Source organism: Paenibacillus protaetiae (genome assembly GCF_004135365.1).
Taxonomy (GTDB): Bacteria; Bacillota; Bacilli; order Paenibacillales; family Paenibacillaceae; genus Paenibacillus_AP; species Paenibacillus_AP protaetiae.
Map to the genome: position 1 here is coordinate 3,486,393 of NZ_CP035492.1, position 20,688 is coordinate 3,507,080.

Annotated in this window: 20 protein-coding genes and 1 pseudogene; 16 read left to right on the plus strand and 5 right to left on the minus strand. The window is 55.6% G+C overall.

All coding sequences use genetic code 11. The features are described 5' to 3' along the window. The first annotated feature begins 7 nt into the window (after positions 1-7). The 7 genes from hisC to ET464_RS16145 all read left to right on the plus strand — a co-directional run bounded on the left by hisC (position 8) and on the right by ET464_RS16145 (position 6,070). On the plus strand, positions 8-1,078 hold the full coding sequence (hisC, locus tag ET464_RS16115; RefSeq protein WP_129442645.1) for a histidinol-phosphate transaminase: 1,071 nt from the start codon (positions 8-10) through the stop codon (positions 1,076-1,078). A gap of 8 nt (positions 1,079-1,086) precedes the next feature. Beyond that, positions 1,087-1,533 carry a hypothetical protein gene (locus ET464_RS16120; RefSeq protein WP_129442648.1) on the plus strand — a complete coding sequence of 149 codons (447 nt, stop codon included), beginning with the start codon at positions 1,087-1,089 and terminating at the stop codon, positions 1,531-1,533. Between the two features lie 61 nt (positions 1,534-1,594). Next, the gene (locus ET464_RS16125; protein WP_129442651.1) at positions 1,595-3,424 is read left to right on the plus strand and encodes a helix-turn-helix domain-containing protein; all 1,830 of its coding nucleotides are present in this window, start codon (positions 1,595-1,597) and stop codon (positions 3,422-3,424) included. Positions 3,425-3,523: 99 nt separating this feature from the next. Beyond that, positions 3,524-4,546, plus strand: a complete 1,023-nt coding sequence (locus ET464_RS16130) for an iron-hydroxamate ABC transporter substrate-binding protein (protein WP_129442654.1) — start codon at positions 3,524-3,526, stop codon at positions 4,544-4,546. A 214-nt stretch (positions 4,547-4,760) separates the two neighbouring features. Continuing rightward, on the plus strand, positions 4,761-5,378 hold the full coding sequence (locus ET464_RS16135; RefSeq protein ID WP_129442657.1) for a TetR/AcrR family transcriptional regulator: 618 nt from the start codon (positions 4,761-4,763) through the stop codon (positions 5,376-5,378). Beyond that, a complete protein-coding gene (locus tag ET464_RS16140; protein WP_129442660.1) occupies positions 5,378-5,746 on the plus strand; it encodes a DMT family transporter in 369 nt (122 codons plus the stop codon). The genes ET464_RS16135 and ET464_RS16140 overlap by 1 nt, the downstream gene beginning before the upstream one ends. 3 nt (positions 5,747-5,749) lie before the next feature. Beyond that, positions 5,750-6,070: a DMT family transporter gene (locus tag ET464_RS16145; RefSeq protein WP_129442664.1), complete on the plus strand. Its 321-nt coding sequence runs from the start codon at positions 5,750-5,752 to the stop codon at positions 6,068-6,070. Positions 6,071-6,239: 169 nt separating this feature from the next. Here the strand turns inward: ET464_RS16145 and ET464_RS16150 are convergent, their stop codons facing one another. From ET464_RS16150 to ET464_RS16160, 3 genes and pseudogenes are all read right to left on the minus strand, one after another. Further along, positions 6,240-8,114, minus strand: coding sequence for an ABC transporter ATP-binding protein (locus ET464_RS16150; protein WP_129442667.1), 1,875 nt, complete (start codon positions 8,112-8,114; stop codon positions 6,240-6,242). Next, a pseudogene (locus ET464_RS16155) lies at positions 8,074-9,827 on the minus strand (ABC transporter ATP-binding protein). The gene ET464_RS16150 and the pseudogene ET464_RS16155 overlap by 41 nt, the downstream one beginning before the upstream one ends. A 274-nt stretch (positions 9,828-10,101) precedes the next feature. Continuing rightward, positions 10,102-10,308 carry a hypothetical protein gene (locus tag ET464_RS16160; protein ID WP_129442670.1) on the minus strand — a complete coding sequence of 69 codons (207 nt, stop codon included), beginning with the start codon at positions 10,306-10,308 and terminating at the stop codon, positions 10,102-10,104. A gap of 190 nt (positions 10,309-10,498) precedes the next feature. Between ET464_RS16160 and ET464_RS16165 the strand changes: the two genes are divergently transcribed. The 3 genes from ET464_RS16165 (at position 10,499) to trxA (ending at position 12,237) form a co-directional block, all read left to right on the plus strand. Further along, a complete protein-coding gene (locus ET464_RS16165; RefSeq protein WP_244226573.1) occupies positions 10,499-11,335 on the plus strand; it encodes an aldo/keto reductase in 837 nt (278 codons plus the stop codon). Between the two features lie 103 nt (positions 11,336-11,438). Further along, complete coding sequence (locus tag ET464_RS16170; RefSeq protein WP_129442676.1) at positions 11,439-11,867, plus strand: RrF2 family transcriptional regulator; 429 nt, start codon at positions 11,439-11,441, stop codon at positions 11,865-11,867. Between the two features lie 58 nt (positions 11,868-11,925). Continuing rightward, entirely contained in the window at positions 11,926-12,237 is a 312-nt protein-coding gene (gene trxA, locus ET464_RS16175) for a thioredoxin (protein WP_129442679.1), read from the plus strand. Between the two features lie 102 nt (positions 12,238-12,339). On the opposite strand, the gene ET464_RS16180 is transcribed toward trxA, so the two are convergent. Together ET464_RS16180 and ET464_RS16185 are read right to left on the minus strand one after the other, a co-directional pair. Further along, positions 12,340-12,495 (minus strand): hypothetical protein, encoded by a 156-nt coding sequence (locus tag ET464_RS16180; protein ID WP_208543960.1) that lies wholly within the window; start codon positions 12,493-12,495, stop codon positions 12,340-12,342. A gap of 177 nt (positions 12,496-12,672) precedes the next feature. Then, entirely contained in the window at positions 12,673-13,653 is a 981-nt protein-coding gene (locus tag ET464_RS16185) for a bifunctional 3-deoxy-7-phosphoheptulonate synthase/chorismate mutase (RefSeq protein WP_129442681.1), read from the minus strand. A gap of 558 nt (positions 13,654-14,211) precedes the next feature. Between ET464_RS16185 and ychF the strand changes: the two genes are divergently transcribed. The 6 genes from ychF (at position 14,212) to ET464_RS16215 (ending at position 20,666) form a co-directional block, all read left to right on the plus strand. Further along, positions 14,212-15,312 (plus strand): redox-regulated ATPase YchF, encoded by a 1,101-nt coding sequence (gene ychF / locus ET464_RS16190; protein WP_129442684.1) that lies wholly within the window; start codon positions 14,212-14,214, stop codon positions 15,310-15,312. A gap of 221 nt (positions 15,313-15,533) precedes the next feature. Next, the gene (gene prfA / locus ET464_RS16195; RefSeq protein WP_129442687.1) at positions 15,534-16,604 is read left to right on the plus strand and encodes a peptide chain release factor 1; all 1,071 of its coding nucleotides are present in this window, start codon (positions 15,534-15,536) and stop codon (positions 16,602-16,604) included. Positions 16,605-16,678: 74 nt separating this feature from the next. Next, positions 16,679-17,800 carry a N5-glutamine methyltransferase family protein gene (locus ET464_RS16200; RefSeq protein ID WP_208543862.1) on the plus strand — a complete coding sequence of 374 codons (1,122 nt, stop codon included), beginning with the start codon at positions 16,679-16,681 and terminating at the stop codon, positions 17,798-17,800. Between the two features lie 285 nt (positions 17,801-18,085). After that, entirely contained in the window at positions 18,086-18,877 is a 792-nt protein-coding gene (spoIIR, locus tag ET464_RS16205) for a stage II sporulation protein R (RefSeq protein ID WP_129442689.1), read from the plus strand. A gap of 88 nt (positions 18,878-18,965) precedes the next feature. Next, positions 18,966-20,033 carry an L-threonylcarbamoyladenylate synthase gene (locus ET464_RS16210; protein WP_129442692.1) on the plus strand — a complete coding sequence of 356 codons (1,068 nt, stop codon included), beginning with the start codon at positions 18,966-18,968 and terminating at the stop codon, positions 20,031-20,033. Between the two features lie 87 nt (positions 20,034-20,120). Then, on the plus strand, positions 20,121-20,666 hold the full coding sequence (locus tag ET464_RS16215) for a manganese efflux pump MntP (RefSeq protein WP_129444503.1): 546 nt from the start codon (positions 20,121-20,123) through the stop codon (positions 20,664-20,666). Positions 20,667-20,688 lie beyond the last annotated feature (22 nt).

Consider the following 20,688-nt stretch of genomic DNA (forward strand, 5'->3'; position numbering starts at 1 on the left):
ACCTGATTTGAGCAAATATTGGAGCCCGCTGGCTGCGTCGCTTGTCCCTTATGTTCCGGGAGAGCAGCCCAAAAATAAAAAGTTTATAAAGCTGAACACCAATGAAAACCCGTATCCGCCTTCCCCGAAGGCGCTGGAGGCGATCCGGGAAGCGGCAAACGGCGACTTGCGCCTGTATCCCGATCCGACCTGCGACGCGCTGATCCGGAAAATCGCGGACTATTACGGGGTCCGTCCGGAGCAGGTGTTCGTCGGCAACGGTTCGGATGAAGTGCTGGCGTTTTCGTTTGCCGCATTTTTTAATCCGGCGGAGCCGATTTTGTTCCCGGATGTGACATACAGCTTTTATAAAGTGTATGCGGAGTTTTTTGGCTTGAAGGCCGAGCTTATTCCGCTGAACGAGCGGTTTGAGGTGCCGTTCGAGCAGTTCGAACGCCAGAATGGCGGCATCGTATTGCCGAACCCGAATGCGCCGACGGCCATACTTGCCCCGCTGGATGCGTTCCGGGGGCTGCTTGCCCGCAATCCGGACCATGTGGTGCTGATTGACGAGGCTTATATTGATTTTGGCGGGGAATCCGCCGTGAAGCTTGTTCATGAATATCCGAATGCGCTTGTAGTGCAGACGTTATCGAAATCGCGTTCGCTGGCCGGTATGCGGGTAGGTTTTGCCGTCGGCAGCGAAGAGCTGATCGAAGGGCTGAACCGGGTAAAAAACTCGTTTAACTCCTACACGCTGGACCGCCCCGCTCTTGCCGCGGCGATTGCTTCTTTTGAGGATGAGGCCTATTTCCGCCAGACGGTTGAGCGCGTCATGCTGACCCGTGAAGCCGTTACGGACAAGCTGCGCCAGATGGGCTTCCATGCAGCGGATTCCGGCGCAAACTTCGTATTTATTACGCATCCGAAGGTAGCTGCCAAAAAGCTGCTTGATTCGCTGCGCGAGCAGGGCATTCTGGTCCGTTACTTCAATCAGCCGCGCATCAGCAACCATCTGCGGGTTACGATCGGCACGGATGAGGAGATGGATGCTTTTATTGCGGCTTTACAAACGATTCTTGCCGCAGAAGGCTGCTGAACCGATGAATGAATATGCCGGATAAAACCGCTTATTACCGTGCCACGAAACGGGTGCTGCTGCTTGCGGCGATTTGCGCGCTGGGCAGTGGCGCCTTGCTGAAGGGGGCGCAGTGGAGCACGCTTATATTGGATGAAAGCCGGACGATTGCCTGCCTACTGCTGCTTGCGTACGCGGTGCCGGTCGCACGGCTGTTTCGCGGACAGTATTGGTATTTCGCATTGTTTATACCGCTGCTGTGGCTGCCCCTGCTGGTGCTGGCGAGCGCGCTTGCGTTAGCATTGCCGCCGGCGGGCCAATCGGACGGCCTCGCCGAAGGCGTGCTGCTGGTTTATATTTCCGTATTAAACGCGTTTAGCGTAGCCGGAGCGGTTGTGCTTGGACTGGCCGCCAGGGCGGCGATCGCCGCTGCCCGTACGGCAGAACGGATGCGCACGCGGCGGAAGGACGGCTGACAAACGGAGCATTTTTTTGTAGTCATCAATGTAGTGACAAAACCTGGGGGCGAACGGGCTTATGTTTTTAAAAAAAAGCACCGTCAAAAAGAACGGCAAAATCTATAACTATTATCATATTGCAGCCTCTTACCGGGATGAAGCGGGGCGCAGCCGCCACCGCATCATCGAGCATTTGGGCGCGCTCAGCGATGAAGAAGCCGAAGAGCGGCGCAAAGCGATTAAGGAGCTGCAGCAGAAGCAGGCTGCTGCAGGCAGCCGCGAAACCGCAGGCAGCGGAAACCCGGCGCCGCTGGATGGCTCCCGCATGTTCAGCGCCGCTTTTCCGGTATTGATCGGGATGGAGCGGCTTGTGTACGAGCCGTCTTTCCCTGCGGAATGGAATGTGCCCCATTCGGACATGCTGCTGTTTACGGCAAGCGGCACTTGCACGGCCTATAAATCGGGGCGCAAATGGGTGCTGGACGAAAACACCGTTTTGTTTTGTCCGGCGGGCGAAGGGTTTCATTTGGCTGGCGGCGGCGCCGGACAGGCGGTGTTATACCGGGCCGGCTTCGAGCTGGCTGAACGGCAGGCGGACGGCTCGCTGATCCGAAAAAACATGGAGCGGCTTCCGTTTGGCGGCATTCGCCCGCTGCAGCCGCAACGTGTCAGCCGCAGTCTGGAGCAGCTGTTCCATACGCCTGCGGGCCTAGATGCGCTTGGCGGGCTGCATGCGCAAATGCTGTTCTACGAGCTGATCAGCTCCGTATTTATGCTGGAGAAGCCGGCCTCCCAGGCTGGCAAAGGAACGGTAATCGAGCGTGCGGCCGCATATATCAGCACGTATTACCGGGATGACCTGACACGCGAGCAGCTGGCGGAAACGTACGGGGTGAGCCCGGAGCACTTTTCCCGCATGTTCAAGAAGGAGACGGGCGTCAGCTTTACCGACTATTTGACCGATGTCCGAATGGAGGAGGCGCGCCGTCTCCTGCAGCTGTCCGGCGCGAGCATCAAATCGGTAGCCGAACAAGTCGGTTTTCGCAGCGAATATTATTTCAGCCGCAAATTTAAGCAGCGGGAAGGCATGACGCCTTCCGAATTTATAGCCAAACCAAAGGCTTATGCAACGCTGGCCCCATATTTCACCTCCTTGCTGATGTGGCTGGAGGCGATGCCGCGTTACGGCGAAATCAAGGATTGGATGCGGGAATATTATGCCGGGCGGCAAGGCTTTGAACAGTTTGAGCCGATTGTGTGGGGGAACGAGGACAGCGAGCGTAAGCTGGCGGACGAACGCCCGGATCTGGTTATCTGTTACGCCGATGCGGTCAAGCTGGACAAGCTGTATGAGCTGGCGCCCGTATTGGCAGTGGATCTGGATGCATTGACGTGGCAAGAGCAGCTGCGCCTGGTCGCGAGGGCGGCCGGCAAGGAGCCGGAAGCGGAGGCTTGGCTTGCCGATTTCATGGACCGGTGCTGCGCCGCGCAAAGCCGGCTGTCTGCGGTTATCCGCCCGGGCGAGACGGTGGCGGTGTACAAAATCGTGTCCGACGAGCTGTACGTCTACGGCAAATTACGGAGTATGGGCGGGCCGCTTGTATATGACTGCCTGCAGTTGGAACCGCCGCCTTTTGTCCGCAGCCGGATCATCGGGCAAGGGCTGCTGAACGAGCAGGTGCAGCCGGCATTGCTGCATCAAGTGGACGCCGACCATATATTGCTGCTGCATTATCCGTCACGCCTGTTTGAAGATAAGGAGCCGCTGCTGGAATCGCCGTTCTGGAAGGAGCAGAAGGCAGTTCGGGCCGGCCAAGTCTATGAGCTGGACAACGACTTGTTTTATTCCTATGATCCGCTGTCGTTGGAGAAGCAGCTTGTCTATCTGGAGAAGAAGCTTTTGTCATAATCGTACGAAATAATGGTCATTTCTGTGCATGGACGGAAGATCAGCCGTAACGTTATTCTACTCATTGATAATGATTATCAGTATTAGAGGAGGGTATCCATGCTTCAAAAACGTTTTACGATTATAGGGGTTATTCTGGTCATGATGCTTGTCCTTGCGGCTTGCGGCGGGAACGGCAATCACCCGGATTCATCCGGCACCGCTGCGAGCCCTTCTCCTGAGGCTCCGGCCGCTTCGCCTTCGGCTTCTCCTGAAGCTTCGGCAAGCGCCGACGCCGATACGCTGACGGTCCATACCGATAAAGGCGATGTTGTCATTCCCGCGCATCCGAAACGGGTAGCGGCGGCGTATTACCACGGCACGCTGCTGGCGCTTGGCATTCATCCGGTCGGCGCCAACAAGGAATGGTGGATGGGCAGCCCGTTCCTGAAGGAGCAGGAAGCTGACATTGCGGATATCGGCGCTCCGGTAGATGTAGAGAAAGTAACGGCGCTTGATCCGGATTTGATCGTCATAAACGATTTTGCGCTCGAAAATTATGATCAGCTGTCCAAAATTGCTCCAACCGTATATATTCCGTACGGCTCCACCAAAAACGTAAAAGAAGAAGTGAAGCAGTTCGGCGACCTGTTCGGCAAACAGGCCGAAGCGGACCAGTGGCTGGCGGATTACGAGCACAAAGCGCAGGAAGGCCGCGATAAAATTAAAGATGTGGTGAAACCGGGCTCAACCGCTGTTATTTTGAACGTGCGCGGCAAAGTGCTGTCCGTGCTGGGCAATAACTACGGCCGCGGCGGCTTCCCGATCTATGATGCGCTGCAGTTCAAAGCGACAGCTCCGGTTCAAGAGGTCATTGACAGCAAAGAGCAAATTAAAGAAATATCGCTGGAGGCGCTCCCGCAATACGCCGACGCCGACTATATTTTCTTATGCATCAATGATGACCCGGACCAAAGCATGGCGTCAGAGCTGAGAAAAAGCAAAATCTGGTCGAACCTCCCGGCTGTGAAAAACAACCATGTGTACGAGCTGGATTATAAAACATACCTGTATTACGATCCGGTATCCATTAGCGGTCAAATCGGTACGATTGCCGATCTGGTGGCCAAAGGCGGCCAATAAGCAAAGTGAATAACCGCACCATACAAGGCCTCTCTGCTTAGGCAGAGGGGCCTTGTTTTTTTGCTTTACTTGCGGCAGCAGAGGGGCCTGCCGCCAGAGGGCATGCTGTATAGGACAAGAAAACGCGGCCTGCAGCTGTTGAAGCAGCAGTGCGCATATTGACTAACTAACGTTCGTTAGGTAAAATGGCTAAAATGAAAGAGGAGGTGCGCCGGTGAACGTTCACAAACCATCAACCGCGGACCGCATTAAGGAAGCCGCGTTAAACCTGTTTCTGGATTCCGGCTACGACGGCACGTCGCTGTCGGACATTGCGAAAGCGGTTGGCATCAAAACGCCGTCCCTTTATGCCCATTTTGAATCGAAAGCACAGCTGTTTTTGCAGCTGTTCCATGATGTAATTGCCGAAGATTTGAACAAATTCAGGCGTTTGTATGAAAGCATGCAAGGGGAGCCGGCTTTGCAGCAGTTTCGAAGGATGTTTGACTTTTACGTCGACAACAACGCGCAGTCGGTAGGGCAAACCTTTTTGCGGCAGACGTTTCTGCTGCCTCCAAGGCATTTGCGCGAGCAGCTCAAAAAAGATTTTCTGCAATATGAGCAGGAGTCGACGGAATTGATAGTATCCGTATACAGGCAAGGGCTGGAACGAGGGGTGTTCCGGCTGACCGATGAGGAGCAAATGATTGCGACGCTATATGCTTGCTCCGACGGTCTGCTGGTAGAGCGGCAAATTTATGACCGCGAGTTGTTTAACAGCCGCAAGGAACAAGCATGGCAATCGCTGCTTTTTCTTCTGACAACAGATTTGACGAAAGGACAAGAAGCGTAATGGCATGGATATATTTAGTGTTGGCAGGCGTGCTGGAGGTCGGCTGGACCTTCGGCTTGAAATATTCGGAAGGCTTCACGCAGCTCGTTCCCAGCATCATAACGGTTGTGCTGCTGGCCGCAAGCTTTATTTTGTTTGCAAGGTCGATGAAAGTGCTTGAAATCGGCGTTGCTTATGCGATGTTTACCGGCATGGGGACGGTCGGCACTGTTATTGCCGGCATTCTAGTGCTGAAAGAGCCGGCGGATTTTTGGCGGCTGTTTTTTATTGCCCTATTGGTCATCGGCATCATCGGGCTGAAGCTCGTTTCGAAGGAAAAAACGGCGGAGGAAGCGAAGCCGCCAGTAATGGAAAAGGAAGGGGCGTAAACGATGGAGTGGCTGTTTCTGATGATATCGGGGCTGGGCGAGGTCGGAGGCGTGACGTCCATGAAGCTGTCGGACGGCTTCCGCCGCTGGAAGGGGACGGTTGGTTCCATTGTGTTTGGCTTTATCAGCTTCTTCTTCTTGTCCCAGGCAATCAAGGAAATTCCGGTCAGCACCGCGTACGGAATATGGACGGGAATCGGCTCAATCGGCAGCGTGCTGCTGGGCATGGTGTTTTTTAAAGAGTCGAGGGATTGGCGGAAGCTGATATTTGTAGGGCTTATTATCGTTGGAGTCATCGGCCTAAAGCTCGTTGGCGGGGAATAACGGTTCCGCTGCTACAAGAAAATGAAAAAAGCGGTATCCGAGGACATCTTAAAAATGTTCTGCGGATACCGCTTTTTTTCGTACCTCCTTATGCCGGCAGCCGCGGACGATGCTTCACATCCGCCGTTGCCGCTGTTGTTCGTAACCGTCCGTAAGGCCGCTTGGTTGTTCAGCGGCTTTCCGCCACAGACTGGGCCGATCTGCGCGCATGGCGCTGCAGCTCGGCATAGTAGCCGTCCAGCTGAACAAGCGACTGGTGTGTGCCTTCCTCCGCAATGAGGCCGTCCTTCATCACGATGATGCGGTCGGCGTTTTGAATCGTGGAGAGGCGGTGGGCGATGACCAGCGTGGTCCGCCCTTGTGAAACAAGGCTGAGCGCTTCCTGGATCAGCTTTTCCGTATGCGAGTCGAGATGCGCGGTCGCTTCGTCCAAAATTAATATTTTGGGCTGGAAAATAAGAATACGCGCGAATGAAATCAGCTGCCGTTCGCCGGATGACAGCCCCGAGCCCCGTTCGGACAACCGGGCGTCGTAGCCGCTTTTGAGCCGCTGAATCATCGGGTGGGCGCCAACGAGCTTGCAGGCGCGGATTACCTCTTCACGCGATATGTCGTCGCGGAACAGGCGGACATTGTCAACGATCGTGCCGGAATACAGGAACGGCTCCTGCTGGACTAACCCGACGATGCGGTGCAGCGAATCGAGCGGCAGCCTGCGGATGTCAATTCCGTCGATTTGGACGCTGCCTTTGTTCACATCGTAGAAGCGGGTCAGCAGATTCACGAGCGAGCTTTTGCCTGCGCCGGTCGTGCCGACGATGCCTACGAATTCGCCCGGCTTAATATGCAGATCGAGGCCGTGCAGCACTTCTTGGTCGTCCACATAAGAGAAGCGGATATGATTGAAATCAACTTGCCCTTTAACCGTTTCGGCAGGCAGCTCTTTGGTTTCTTTCGGCAGCGGGTCCTGCACCTCCGGCACAATGGAGAAGATGCGCCACAGCCGGTCCATCGATACGAGGGTAGATTGCAGCGTATTCCACTGCTGCGTAATTTGGTTGATCGGCTGGAAGAACAGCCGGATATAGTTAATGAAGGCGTACAATACGCCAAAATCCATTTTTTTGCCCAGCACGGCGATCCCGCCGATCCATACGATGAGCGAAACCGACACGTTGCCGAGCACATCAAAGGAACGGTTGAAAAACACGTTTGTCTGCACTTCGCGTATGTTGGCCTTCAAGTAGACATCGTTTTTTTCGTTGAACTGGCGTGTCTGTTCCTTCTCCTGATGGAACGCTTGCGTGAGGCTCATGCCAGCCAGATTCTCGGCTACAAAAGCGATCATGCGCGACCACTGGCTGCGCGCGCGCTGGTAAGTGGTGCGCAGCAGCTTGCGGAACGCGATCGAAATCGCGAATATAACCGGGAACAGCAGCATGCAATAGGAAGCAAGCTCTACATCAAGCGAAAACATAAAGCAGACGACCATTATCAGCATCAGTCCGTCGCGGACGAGGCTGACGACAACCTGGGTGAAAAAAGAGTTGATCGTTTCCGTATCGCTGGACTCGTTCGTAACAAGGCTGCCGATCGGGTGCCGGTCGAAAAACGACATCGACTGCCCGGATATGTGGCGGAACAAGTCGTTGCGCAGCCGCGCGACGATGCTTTGGCCGGCCCGCTGCAGCAGGTTGGTTTGAATATAGGAAAACACAAAGCTTACGATAGCGAGCAGCAGAAAAAATAACCCGATGGAAACAAGCTTCCGGTACCCTTCGGCGCCTTCCAGCACGTTATCGTCGATCGCGATTTTAATGAGATACGGCTGAAGCAGGTCGGCCGAGATCGCGAAAAAGGAGCATAAAAAGACGGCCAGAAACGTACGCTTATGCGGCTTGGCATAAGACAAAAGCGTTTGGAACGCCTGGCCGCGGCCCGCTTGCGCGGTTTCCGGGCTTCCGGTTTCCGCTGCTTCCTGCTCCGCTGTGCGGCTTCCGTTCTTAGAATCCTTCAACCTGGTCACCTTCTTCCTGAATCGCATACAGCGACGCGTAATAGCCGCCCATTCCGAGCAGTTCGTCGTGCGTGCCGCGTTCGATAATCCGCCCTTTGTCCAGCACGATAATTTCGTCGGCGTGGCGTACCGCGCTTATGCGGTGGGCGATAACGATATTGGTTTTGCCTTCCCTTGCTTTCCGAAGGTTGGCCAGAATGTTGGACTCCGTAACGGTATCGACGGCGCTTACACTGTCATCCAAAATAAGAATCGGTGCCCGCTTGACGAATCCGCGCGCCAGGCTGGTGCGCTGGCGCTGCCCGCCGGACAGCGTCAGTCCGCGTTCGCCAAGCTTCGTCTGGAACTGTTCGGGGAAACCGCTGATGCTGGCGTAAATTTCCGCCAGCCTGGATGCTTCTTCGACTTCGGCATCATCCGTTTCGCGGTTAAAGAAAGCGATATTGTCCCGGATGGTCGTGCTGAACAGGAAACCGTCCTGCGGGACATAAGCGATTTCTTGCCGCAAGCTTTCAAGCGTCAGCTCGCGGATATCGGTTTGGCCGATGCGGACCGTCCCTTCCGGCGGATCATAGACCCGCAGAAGCAGTTTGACCAACGTCGTTTTGCCGCTGCCCGTTCTGCCGACAATGCCCAGCGTACGGCCGGCCGGAAGCTCAATATCAATGTCATGCAGCACTTCATGGTCGGTTTCGGGATAGGCGAACGACAGCCCTTTAATGCTAAGGCTCGCCGATTTCGCCGGTGGAAGCGATACGGCGGCTTCAGCTTCTACAATGTCAGGCTGCACTTCCAGCAGCCGGTTCAGCCGTTCCAGCGAAGCGCGGGAACGCTGGATAAGGTTGATATAGTTGCCAATTTGCTGCAGCGGGTTAATGATCATGCGCAAGTAAAGCGTTAATGCAACAAAGCTCCCGAGCGACAGCTCATGATGAATGACGAGGTATCCCCCGTATATGATGGCGATCACAAGCGACAAGCCGCCGGTAAACGGCAAAGCGTTCTGAAACAGCGAAGAGGAACGGACAAGCTTCAGCTGGTTCGTTTTAATCCGTTCAACGGTTTCGCCAAACCGGCCCCGTGCAATTTCCTCGGTCGCAAAAGTTTTGGTGACGCGGATGCCGCCGAACTGCTCTTCGGCCGAAGCGGTCATGCCGGCCAGCGCCTCCTGTACCGCGGCGGACTTGCTCCGGATGCGCGGCCCGAAGTAAACGACAAGCACCGGAATGGCAAGCAGCGGCACAATGCATACGCCGATGAGGTAAAGCGGGATGTTGCTGAGCGACATCATGACAATAACCGATACGAGCAGCACCGAAGCGTTGGACATCTGGTTCAGTCCGTTGGCGATCGCCTCACGGACGGCCGACACATCGTTCATGAAATAGCTGAGCAGCCGCCCTCCGCCGTTCTTGGAGAAGAAATGTTCGCTTAGTCCGGTAAAATGGACGAACAAACGCCCCGCACCCGGTGCTCAAACATGCGGCCAAGCCGGTGGTTAATAATTTGCCCGAGGCCAAACAGGACGCCGTAGCCAATGCCGATGGCCAGCAGCAACAGGCTGGAGTGCCGAATCGAGTCTGCGGTCAAGCCGTTTTGCTGCAAGTCATCGGTAAAATCCCCGAGCACTTTCGGGTACAGCGAGTTGACAAAGTTTCCCGCCCCGACAAGGGCTACGCCTAGCAGGTACAGCGGGAGGTGCTTTCGCAGATGCGAAAGCAAGATGGTACTGCCTTTCAATGCGGTCACATCCTTTTTCAGCAGTGTTGTCGCCGCTGCCCGGAACGCTGTCCGGCCATTCCGCAACAAACGGCAAAAGCAGCCGTCGCACGCTGCCAGCGGCGAAAACTGCTTTGATTTGGTAAAGCGGTCGTTCGAATTTTCATCCAAATTATATCATATTGAACCGGAAGCGGGGATATTTTTAAGCGCTTACTTATCATGTCCAAAAAAATAAACCCGTGCCTGAAGAACATGTGTTCTTCGTGCAGCGGGTCAAGTGGCGCATTATATGTTAATGTTCTTTGTCGAATTGCTCCAGCAGCTCTCTTGCTTGCTGCTCTTGTTTTTGCAGCACATGCAGCCGTTTCAGGTTATTGCCTTCGTCTGTAATTTTTACTTTTAAGCCTTGTGCCTTTAAAGCTGCCTCCAGCCGGTCGATCAATTCCGCCCGAGATCCTCCTTCAGTCCGCAGTGCCGTCCATTTGCTGAAAAGTCCCATTCGCGACACCCTCCAATAATTCCATAATTGGTTTCCCGCTTTAATGTATTCGTATATATGCCATCCTCATGACAGGTTTTACAACTTCTCTATGAATTTCTCGTGAAAAATGGCGCGAGGCGGTTTGTGAAGGGCAAAAGCTAATGATAAACTGATGCAGTCAGGTGAAATTTTCCGCAGAACAGGAGTGATGAGCTTGTCTAACGTACAACATATCGGTGATACGGTTAAATTGCACAACGGCGTACGGATGCCGTGGGTGGGCCTTGGCGTTTATAAAACGCAGGAGGGCGAGCAGGTGGAGCAGGCGGTGCTGGATGCCATCGAAGCCGGATACCGTTCCATTGATACGGCCAAACTTTACAATAATGAAGAAGGCGTAGGCCGTGCCATCGCGCAAAGCGGAGTGAAACGGGACGAGCTGTTCGTCACCACCAAAGTGTGGAACACGGATCAAGGCTACGAGGAGACGCTGCGTGCGTTTGAAGCGAGCCGCAAACGGCTGAGCCTGGACGTTATCGACCTGTACTTGGTGCATTGGCCGGTTACGGGCAAGTACAAGCAGACATATAAGGCGCTGGAGAAACTGTACAAGGACGGTTACGTCCGGGCGATCGGCGTCAGCAACTTCCTGCAGCCTCATTTGGAGGACTTGCTTGCGGAAGCGGAGATCAAGCCGATGGTCAATCAGGTGGAATACCATCCGCTGCTGACGCAGCCGCATCTGCACGGCTTCTGCCGGGATAACGGCATTCAGCTGGAAGCGTGGAGCCCGCTTATGCAGGGCAATCTCGATTTGCCGCTGCTGACGGAGCTTTCCGATAAATACGGCAAAACGCCGGCCCAAATTGTGCTGCGCTGGGATCTTCAGAACGGGGTCGTGACGATTCCAAAGTCGGTACGCAAGGAACGGATTCACGAAAACGCGAATTTGTTTGATTTTGAGCTTTCTGAAGCGGATATGGCGGCATTAAACGGCCTGGACGAGAACAAGCGGTTTGGCCCGGACCCGATGACCTTCGTATAGCAGGCTGGGCGGCAAGGCATACTACAAAAAGGGCAGCCCCGGCTATTGACAGCCGTAACTGTAACTGTTAATATTACAGTACAAAGCAGGGGGGCCGTTCACATTGAACAGCGAATTTACAATTGCCGTCCATAGTCTTGTTTATTTGGCTTATTTGCCGGAACGAATGGCAAGCAGCGACATGATTGCAGATAATGTAGGAACACATTCCGCACGCGTTCGCAAAGTGCTCAGCGGCTTGCGCAAAGCAGGATTCGTGGATACGCGCGAAGGTGCAGGCGGGGGATACCGCCTTACCATTGATCCAAACACCGTTACACTGGGCGATATTTACCGGGTCATGGCTCAAGGCTCTTTGATGCCGAGCTGGTGCTCCGGCGATCCGTCGATGGATTGCGTGGTTGGTTCGAATATGAAGGAAGTTATGTTTGGCATCTTCTGCAAAGCAGAGAAGCAGCTGGAAGACCATTTTAGCGGCATTACCGTTCAAGACGTGCTCGGGCAAATCCAGGCTTGTGATTGCGATTCATAAATAGTGGTGAGACGGGTAATCCCTTATCATACAACTCTAATGGAGAGGATGATTACACATGGCAGTAGCATTGACGAAAGACAACTTTAATCAAACCGTCGAAAGCGGCGTGTCTCTTGTAGATTTCTGGGCGCCTTGGTGCGGACCTTGCAAAATGCAGCTCCCGATCGTGGAAGAGCTTGCAACGGAACTGGAGGGCCAAGCAACGATCGCGAAAATCAACGTCGACGAGCAGCCTGAACTGGCTTCCCAATTTGGCGTAATGAGCATTCCTACGCTGATCCTGTTCAAAGACGGCCAACCGGTCGACAAAATGGTAGGCGTTCAAAGCAAAGACTCCCTGAAAGCCAAAATTTCGAACCAACTGTAAGGTCGGCTGGTTTGAAATGAACAGCGGCCCGTCGAATGACGGGCCGCTGTTTTTGTGCGTATGGCGTATGGCTTTGTATCCGTAATGGCTGCATGGCGGACATTAGTCGGTTTTTTTCTTATGATTTGAAAAAGGAACGGCCGACTTCGCATTCTCAATCGTATCGTTTACAAACGCCATATCCTGATTTTTTGCTTTCGTATGTGTAGAGCCTTTGTAATTGCCTTTATGGCTTTTATTTTCCACCGTTACGCTCACCTCCCTCGCTCCCCGTAGTATGTCCCGCAGGGGCGAGGGCATGCGCATACATGCGCAGGAGCGCCTGAGCCAATCGTCGATACGGCGGACGGTACTGTGGGGTGAGGGGGCATGCGCGTATATGCGCAGGAGCGTGCTGGCGTTCACGGTGTGTGAGCGCTCCGCTCTAACGCCTGCTTACAGCAGACCCGACTTTTTCACTTCTGCGTAGAACTGCTCGAATTGCGGGATGTTCAGCTGCTGCGCCGCATCCGACAGCGCTTCGGCCGGATTCGGGTGCACTTCGACCATCACGCCGTCAGCCCCGGCGGCAAGCGCCGCTTTGGCACATGGCGCCATAATTTCTTTGCGCCCGGTCGAATGCGTGACATCGACCAGCACCGGCAGGTGGCTTTCCTGCTTCAGAATCGGCACCGCCGAAATATCGAGCGTATTGCGTGTCGCTTTTTCGTACGTGCGGATGCCGCGCTCGATGAGCATCACCTGGCTGTTGCCGCGGGAGACGATATATTCGGCTGCATGCAAAAATTCGTCAATGGTTGCCGCAAGGCCGCGTTTCAGCAATACCGGCTTATTCACAGCGCCGGCCGCCTTCAGCAGCTCGAAGTTTTGCATATTGCGCGCGCCGATCTGGATGACGTCGATGTATTGGCAGGCCAGCTCGATATGGGACGGGTCCACGATTTCGCTGATCGTCTGCAGGCCGAATTCGGACGCCACTTCTTTCAAAATTTTCAGCCCTTCGATGCCAAGGCCCTGGAATTCATACGGCGAAGTACGCGGCTTGAACGCGCCGCCGCGCATAACGGTTACGCCCTGCGCTTTCAGCGCGGCGGCCACCTGCCTCACCTGCTCGTAGCTTTCCACCGAGCATGGTCCTGCCACCATAACCGGCGTTCCGCCGCCGATAACGGTGCCGGCCAGATCAATGGCGGTATCCGTCTGCTTGGCTTTGCGGCTGACGAGCAGCGTCCGCTTGGGTGCGGCCGCTTGCACATTGACCGCGGACTGGATTTGCTTCATACGGCGAAGCGCCGTTTCCTGTACGTCAGCGGCTGCGTGCGCGAGCAGCTCTGCGCGCTGCTCCAGCAGCTGCAGCAGGCTTACGTCCAGATCGGACAGCTTCAGGCTGATTTGTTCTTTTGTTGCAGTGTTCATTTCTATACACTCCTCGTTGTTTAGTTTTTCGCCGTTTAGATGCCTATCCGTCGTTCACGGCGGCAAAACGCAAAAAAGCCCACATCCGCAAGGGACGTGGAGCCGTGGTACCACCCTTATTAGAAACGGCCAATGCTACAACAGCATAAGCCATTGCAATCCGTTTCTCACTTTAAGCCTTCTTAACGCGAGGGCATGCGGGCCGCCCTACAAGATTGCCGTCTATAGCCGGCGATCGTTCAGGTTCCAGCTCGGGAATGAACTTCAGCGGAGTGTTCAGCCGGGCGCTCTCAGTCGGTGGCGCACCTTCTCTGTATAGAACGGACAGCCGCTTACTCTTTCCGTCATCGCTTTTTCGTATGAGTTAGACTGTATTTTATGCTTCACAGCCAAATATTGCAAGCCCAACTTTTTGGGATAAGGAAGGCTCTTTTCCAGCGCTGGAAAAAGGCGGGCGCTTGTCCGCTTCCAGCGGCTTCTTGCTTGTCCGGCTTTTAAAGTTGAGGGGCTTCGAGTATAATGGCAAAAGAATTGTTGAGATAAGGAGCTGTTATCCCCATGCCACTTTCCTGTGGAATCGTCGGGCTGCCGAACGTAGGCAAATCGACTTTGTTTAATGCGATTACGCAAGCAGGCGCTGAATCCGCCAACTATCCGTTTTGCACCATTGATCCAAACGTTGGTGTCGTGGAAGTGCCGGACCCGCGTCTTGATAAATTAACCGAGCTTGTTACGCCGAACCGCACGGTGCCGACGGCGTTTGAATTTGTAGATATTGCCGGCCTGGTTGCAGGCGCGAGCAAAGGCGAAGGGCTGGGCAACAAGTTTTTGGCCCATATCCGCGAAGTCGATGCGATTGTGCATGTAGTCCGCTGCTTCCAGGATGAGAACATTACGCACGTATCCGGCAAAGTTGATCCGCTGAGCGATATTCAGACGATCAACCTGGAGCTGATTTTGGCCGACATTGATTCGGTAGAGAAACGGATTGACCGCTCCCGCAAAAACATGAAGGGCGGCGACAAAAAATATGCGCAGGAAGTTGAAGTGCTGGAACGGGTCAAAGAAGCGCTGTATAACGACATGCCTGCGCGCAGCATAGAGCTGAACGATGAAGAGAAGCTGCTTATTCGCGACCTGCATTTACTGACGATCAAGCCGGTGCTTTACGCGGCGAACGTAAGCGAAGCGGAAGCAGCTGACGCGTCGAACAACCCTTATGTGAAAATGGTGCAGGAATTCGCTGCCGCTGAAAACGCGGAAGTCGTGCCGATCAGCGCCAAGGTGGAATCCGAAATCGCCGAGCTGGAAGGCGAAGACAAAGCGATGTTCCTCGAGGAGCTGGGCCTTGAGGAATCCGGCCTGAACCGCTTGATCCGCGCCGCCTACAAGCTGCTTGGCTTGTATACGTATTTTACGGCAGGCGTACAGGAAGTTCGTGCGTGGACGATCCGCAAAGGCATGAAAGCCCCTCAAGCGGCAGGCGTTATCCATACCGACTTCGAACGCGGCTTTATCCGCGCCGAGGTCGTATCCTACGATGACCTTGTAGCTGCCGGAACGATGAATGCGGCGAAGGAAAAAGGCCAGCTGCGCCTGGAAGGCAAAGAATATGTCGTGCAGGACGGCGACGTTATGCATTTCCGCTTTAACGTTTAGGATGCAGGGGGCGGGATTTTCGTTAATGGACGGAAATCCCGTTTTTTCATGAGCAAATGCGGGAAATTGCATTGAAATATAAGAGGCGGCAAGCTTCTGTGCGGCGGTCTCCGCGCAAAGCCAAAAAAAGGCTTGTTTTCAAACCGAAGGCAGGTCGAAAAAGATGTAATGCCGTGTTATAATAAAGGATAATCTTATTTTGCTAACCGAGGTGAATGACCGTGTTGGACCGTTTACAAGCGCTCGCGGATCGTTACGAAAAGCTGAGTGAGCTGTTGTGCGATCCGGATGTAGCCGCAGATCCGAAGCGGCTGCGCGAATACTCGAAAGAGCAGTCCGATCTACAGGAAGCCTACGAGGCTTATACCGAATATAAACAAGTCATGGAGCAGCTGAGTGACGCCAAAGTCATGCAAGGCGAAAAGCTTGATGATGAAATGCGTGAAATGGTAAAAATGGAAATCGAGGAGCTTTCCGCCCGCCGCGATGAGCTGGAGGAAAAAATCCGCATTTTGCTTTTGCCAAAAGATCCAAACGACGACAAGAACGTCATCGTCGAAATCCGCGGCGCAGCCGGCGGCGACGAAGCGGCTTTGTTCGCTTACGATCTGTACCGGATGTACACCCGTTTTGCCGATTCGCAAGGCTGGAAAACCGAGATTATGGAAATGAGCGAAAGCGACCTCGGCGGCTTTAAAGAGGTTATTTTCATGATTAACGGCAAAGGCGCTTACAGCAAGCTGAAGTTCGAAAGCGGCGCGCACCGCGTGCAGCGTATTCCGGCAACGGAATCCGGCGGCCGTATCCATACGTCGACTTCAACCGTTGCAGTTATGCCGGAGGTTGAAGATGTGGAAGTCGAAATTCTCGACAAGGATATCCGCGTCGATACGTTCTGCTCCAGCGGCGCCGGCGGCCAGTCCGTCAACACGACGAAGTCCGCCGTACGCGTGCTGCACGTGCCGACAGGCATTATGGCGACTTGCCAGGACGGCAAATCGCAAAATGAAAACAAAGCAAAAGCGCTTCAGGTTCTCCGCGCGCGCATCTACGACATTAAGCGCCAGGAAGAAGAAGCGAAATACGCCGGCGAACGCAAAAGCAAAGTCGGCACCGGCGACCGCAGCGAGCGGATCCGCACCTACAACTACCCGCAAAGCCGCGTAACCGACCATCGGATCGGCCTTACGCTGCATAAGCTCGACGCAGTGATGAACGGCGACATGGAAGAAATCATTTCATCGCTCACAATTGCCGAGCAAGCGGATATGCTGGAGAAGGAACTCGTTTAAGGGGGGGCGCCGCTTTATGCGGCGCGCGCCCGGAGTTTTGAATTTAGGAAGCAAAAGGAGCGCCGTGTCTGAACATGAGCGATAATAACGACGGATTTCAGTTCAAGCCGCCGTCCTCCATTCGGGAAGCCTGCATGCAGGCTTCTTCGTTTTTGGAGGGGCAGCTGGTTGAGGAGCCTCGCGCGAATGCCGAGCTGCTGCTTATGCATGTGCTGGGGATGGACCGGGCGGCGCTGCTTCGCGATTACCGCGAGCCGTTCCCGCCGGAGCGGGCTGCCGAATGGGAGCGGCTTATCCGGCGCAAGGCAGCCGGCGAGCCGGTGCAGTACATTACCGGCGAGCAATGGTTTTACGGGCGGCCGTTTCGCGTTACGCCGGCCGTCCTGATTCCGCGCCCCGAGACGGAGCTGCTCGTCGAGGCGGTGCTGGAGGCTGCTGCGGCATTATGGCCGCCGCAGCCGTCTGCGCCAAGCGCGGCGTCACTGCCGCCGGCGGGACTGGCCGGCGCTGATGCCGGCGAAGCGGCGCACCGCGCAGCGACTGACGCGCCGCCAGCAGCGCTGCCCGGCACCGACGGTGCGGCGGGGCCGGCGCATGCCGCGCCGTCCGGTGTGGTGCACGCCATCGGCGCGGACTTTGCCGCCGCAGACGGCCGTGTGACGGTGCTGGATGTTGGCGCCGGCAGCGGAGCCATCAGCGTTTCGCTTGCGGCAGAGCGGACCGATTGGCGCGTGTGCGCTTCGGACTTGTCGCCGGATGCGCTGCAGGCGGCACAGGCGAACGCGGCCGTTCATGGCGCGGAGCGGCGTATGGCTTTCGTTGAAGGGGACTTGCTTGCCCCGTTCATTTCCGGGGGTGGGTCCGGCAGCGGGGTGCTGTCGGATATGGCGGTTGATGTGCTGGTATCCAATCCGCCGTATATCCCTGCCGGCGATTTGCCGGGGCTGCAGCGCGAAGTGCGGGACTATGAGCCGCGGCTGGCGCTGGATGGCGGCCAGGACGGGCTGGACCCGTACCGCCGTATGGTGCAGCAGCTGCCATTGCTGAAGCAAATGCCGCGGATCGTCGCCTTCGAGCTGGGCATCCGCCAGGCGCAGCATGTAGCCGGTCTGCTGGAGGCGATGGGCTGCTGGAGCCAAATCCGGATCATACCGGATTACGCAGGCATTGACCGCCATGTGATGGCGGTCCGATAAACGAACAAGTTAATCATCCTTGAAACAGATGAAACAGATGGGCGGTTAGGCGGTTAGGATTCTCTCCGCCAAGCCGCCTTTTTTGCTTTCCGAGCCTGCTGTGCCCCCAGCTCCCGCTTTTGCCCTGCCTGGCTTCCCCGCATCATACCCTCCTCTAGCAATCTAGCAAAAAAATAATAGCCGCATCGTTTACGATGGTCATATGCGGGCATAATGACGGATAGAGACGTTCCGGAACGCAAGCGATGCGCACCGACGGGTGACGCGAGAGGAGCTTGTGTGAACATGATTTATACCCGTCCTTATTCCCGTTTTTATTTCCGTAAATCGTATGCTTATATCGTTTTTGCTCTTATTATGCTCGTGATGAGCTGGGAAGGTCTTAAAAATGATGCTGCCGTTATTCCTTCGTCTATTCCTGACCAAGCGATCCGCCTGCGGATCCTGGCCAATTCCGATACGCCTGTCGACCAGGCTGTGAAACGTGTTGTCCGTGATGAAGTTGTAGCCGCTATGGACGGCTGGGTTACGGAGCCTCAAACGATTGAAGAAGCCCGCCAAACGATCCGCAGCCATATGCCGGAGCTGGAGTCGATCGTGGCGGAAGTGCTGGAAAGCAGAGGATTTACGTACTCGTATCATGCCCAGCTGGGCGTCGTTCCTTTTCCAACCAAAATGTACGGCGATGAAGTATATCCGGCCGGCGATTACGAAGCGTTGTTAATTACGCTGGGCGAAGGCAAAGGGCAAAACTGGTGGTGCGTGCTGTTCCCGCCGTTATGTTTCATAGATGCGGTAACAGGCGAAGCGTCCGCTTCCGAAGCGGCGGCAACGCCTGCCGAAGATGCACAAGCTTCCCAGGCCGCTGCAGACAAGCCGTCTGCGGATGCGAAAAGTTCCAAGACCGACAGCGCCCAAACGGCTGGCAGCGTTAAGGCTGCTGATCAAGCGGGCGCCGGCCATGACGCCGCCAAGAATGCCGCAGCCGGACAAGGGGCTGAAGCGCCGCATGTGAAATTTTTTCTGGTCGAACTGATCGAGAAGCTGATTCACTGGTTAAAAGCGCTGTTTGCTTAATAGGGGCCGTCGGCGGTTTTGCCGGAAGCCTGGCATGGCATGGGTATGTTATAATAGATGCACCATATATGAAGAAGCTGAGGCATAGATGAAGAACAAAACGAAACGAACCAAAGTATGGCCGGTTACGCTGCCCGCAGACGTCCGGCAGCTGCAAGAAGCCGCCGATCTGCTCCGCAGCGGCGGCCTTGTCGCATTTCCGACGGAGACGGTATACGGGCTTGGAGCCGATGCCCGGAATACAGAGGCGATCCGGCAGGTTTTTGAAGCGAAGGGGCGCCCTTCGGACAATCCGTTAATTGTGCATATCGCAGACAAAAGCCAGCTGGATGCGCTTGTGCTCCCGTATCCGGAGCTGGCAGGCCGTCTGATGGACGCATTTTGGCCGGGGCCGCTTACGTTTGTGCTGCCTGTAATTCCGGGGGCGGTATCCCCGCTTGTAACCGCGGGGCTGGATACGGTAGGCGTCCGGATGCCGGATCATCCGGCTGCGCTGGCGCTGATCCGCCAGTCCGGCTGTCCGCTGGCCGGGCCAAGCGCCAATAAGTCGGGGCGTCCCAGCCCGACGGAAGCGGGGCATGTGCTGGACGATTTGGACGGCCGGATCGGCGGCGTCGTTGACGGAGGCGCCTGCGGCGTCGGGCTGGAGTCGACGGTGATCCAAATTACGGGCGAAGATGGCGTGCGCATCCTCCGTCCGGGCGGCATTACCCCGGAGCAGCTGGAGCAGGCGGCGCCGGGCGTCCGCATTGATGCCCCGACGGCAGCCGGCGAACAAACGGAAGCGCCGCGGTCGCCGGGCATGAAGTATACGCATTATGCGCCGCACGGCGAAATGGTGATCGTCTGCGGAGAGCCGTCCGCAGTGGCCGCTTGCATCCGCAAAGAAGCCGGGCTGGCCAAAGCGCGCGGGGAAACAACGGGCGTGCTTGCATTCGCGGAGCATGCCGCCGAATATGAAGCCGATGTCGTGCTTTCCTGCGGCAGCAAGCAGGAGCTGGGGCAAGCGGCAGCCGGACTTTACGCCTCTCTGCGGCATTTTGACGAAGCGGGCATCCAGCGCATTTGGGCCGAGGGCTGCCCGGAGGAAGGGCTCGGCCTTGCGCTTATGAACCGGCTGCGCAAAGCTGCCGGAGGGCAGGTTATACGAGTATAAGCGGGGTCATGTTTGCCTCCTTGTCCGCATATGTTTGGTTATGTACGGATGTGGACATGGGGGAGATGCGCATTGAACGGTCCAGAGATGGCCGCTGGCCAGTTGTTTACTTTGCTGCTTATGGCGGCCGCACTTGGGATGGATGCTTTTTCGCTGGGCATCGGAATCGGTCTGAGAGGCATACGGCTAAAGCATATTTTGCGGCTGAGCCTTATTATTGCATTGTTCCATGTGCTGATGCCGCTGGCAGGCATCTGGATGGGAAAGCTGGTTGGCGCTTTGCTGGGTCATATTGCAAGCATGGCGGCCGGCGCGCTTCTGCTGCTGCTTGGCGGGCATATGATTTACAACTCGCTGCGGGGCGAACAGGTCAGGCCGGTGGATACGCGGACCTTATGGGGCACGCTCGTGCTGGCGCTCAGCGTCAGCGTGGATTCGTTTTCGGTCGGCATATCGCTTGGCGTTTTTGCGGCTGATGTTGCCGTAACGGTGCTTGCCTTCGGTTTTTTCGGCGGGCTGATGTCCATTATGGGCTTGATGCTCGGCCGGCGGGCCGGCCGCAACCTTGGCGAGTATGGAGAGGCTTGCGGCGGTGCAATCTTGTTATTATTCGGCATACTGTTTATGATATGAGCATCTGACGATATCCGAGTAT

Excerpts from the sequence above, each read along its gene's own strand:
- ET464_RS16120 (WP_129442648.1), top strand. The coding sequence starts at position 1,087 with ATGAATATGCCGGATAAAACCGCTTATTACCGTGCCACGAAACGGGTG.
- ET464_RS16125 (WP_129442651.1), top strand. The coding sequence starts at position 1,595 with ATGTTTTTAAAAAAAAGCACCGTCAAAAAGAACGGCAAAATCTATAAC.
- ET464_RS16130 (WP_129442654.1), top strand. The coding sequence starts at position 3,524 with ATGCTTCAAAAACGTTTTACGATTATAGGGGTTATTCTGGTCATGATG.
- ET464_RS16140 (WP_129442660.1), top strand. The coding sequence starts at position 5,378 with ATGGCATGGATATATTTAGTGTTGGCAGGCGTGCTGGAGGTCGGCTGG.
- ET464_RS16145 (WP_129442664.1), top strand. The coding sequence starts at position 5,750 with ATGGAGTGGCTGTTTCTGATGATATCGGGGCTGGGCGAGGTCGGAGGC.
- ET464_RS16150 (WP_129442667.1), bottom strand. The coding sequence starts at position 8,114 with ATGCGATTCAGGAAGAAGGTGACCAGGTTGAAGGATTCTAAGAACGGA.
- ET464_RS16160 (WP_129442670.1), bottom strand. The coding sequence starts at position 10,308 with ATGGGACTTTTCAGCAAATGGACGGCACTGCGGACTGAAGGAGGATCT.
- ET464_RS16165 (WP_244226573.1), top strand. The coding sequence starts at position 10,499 with ATGAGCTTGTCTAACGTACAACATATCGGTGATACGGTTAAATTGCAC.
- trxA (WP_129442679.1), top strand. The coding sequence starts at position 11,926 with ATGGCAGTAGCATTGACGAAAGACAACTTTAATCAAACCGTCGAAAGC.
- ET464_RS16185 (WP_129442681.1), bottom strand. The coding sequence starts at position 13,653 with ATGAACACTGCAACAAAAGAACAAATCAGCCTGAAGCTGTCCGATCTG.
- ychF (WP_129442684.1), top strand. The coding sequence starts at position 14,212 with ATGCCACTTTCCTGTGGAATCGTCGGGCTGCCGAACGTAGGCAAATCG.
- ET464_RS16200 (WP_208543862.1), top strand. The coding sequence starts at position 16,679 with ATGAGCGATAATAACGACGGATTTCAGTTCAAGCCGCCGTCCTCCATT.
- spoIIR (WP_129442689.1), top strand. The coding sequence starts at position 18,086 with ATGATTTATACCCGTCCTTATTCCCGTTTTTATTTCCGTAAATCGTAT.
- ET464_RS16210 (WP_129442692.1), top strand. The coding sequence starts at position 18,966 with ATGAAGAACAAAACGAAACGAACCAAAGTATGGCCGGTTACGCTGCCC.
- ET464_RS16215 (WP_129444503.1), top strand. The coding sequence starts at position 20,121 with ATGGCCGCTGGCCAGTTGTTTACTTTGCTGCTTATGGCGGCCGCACTT.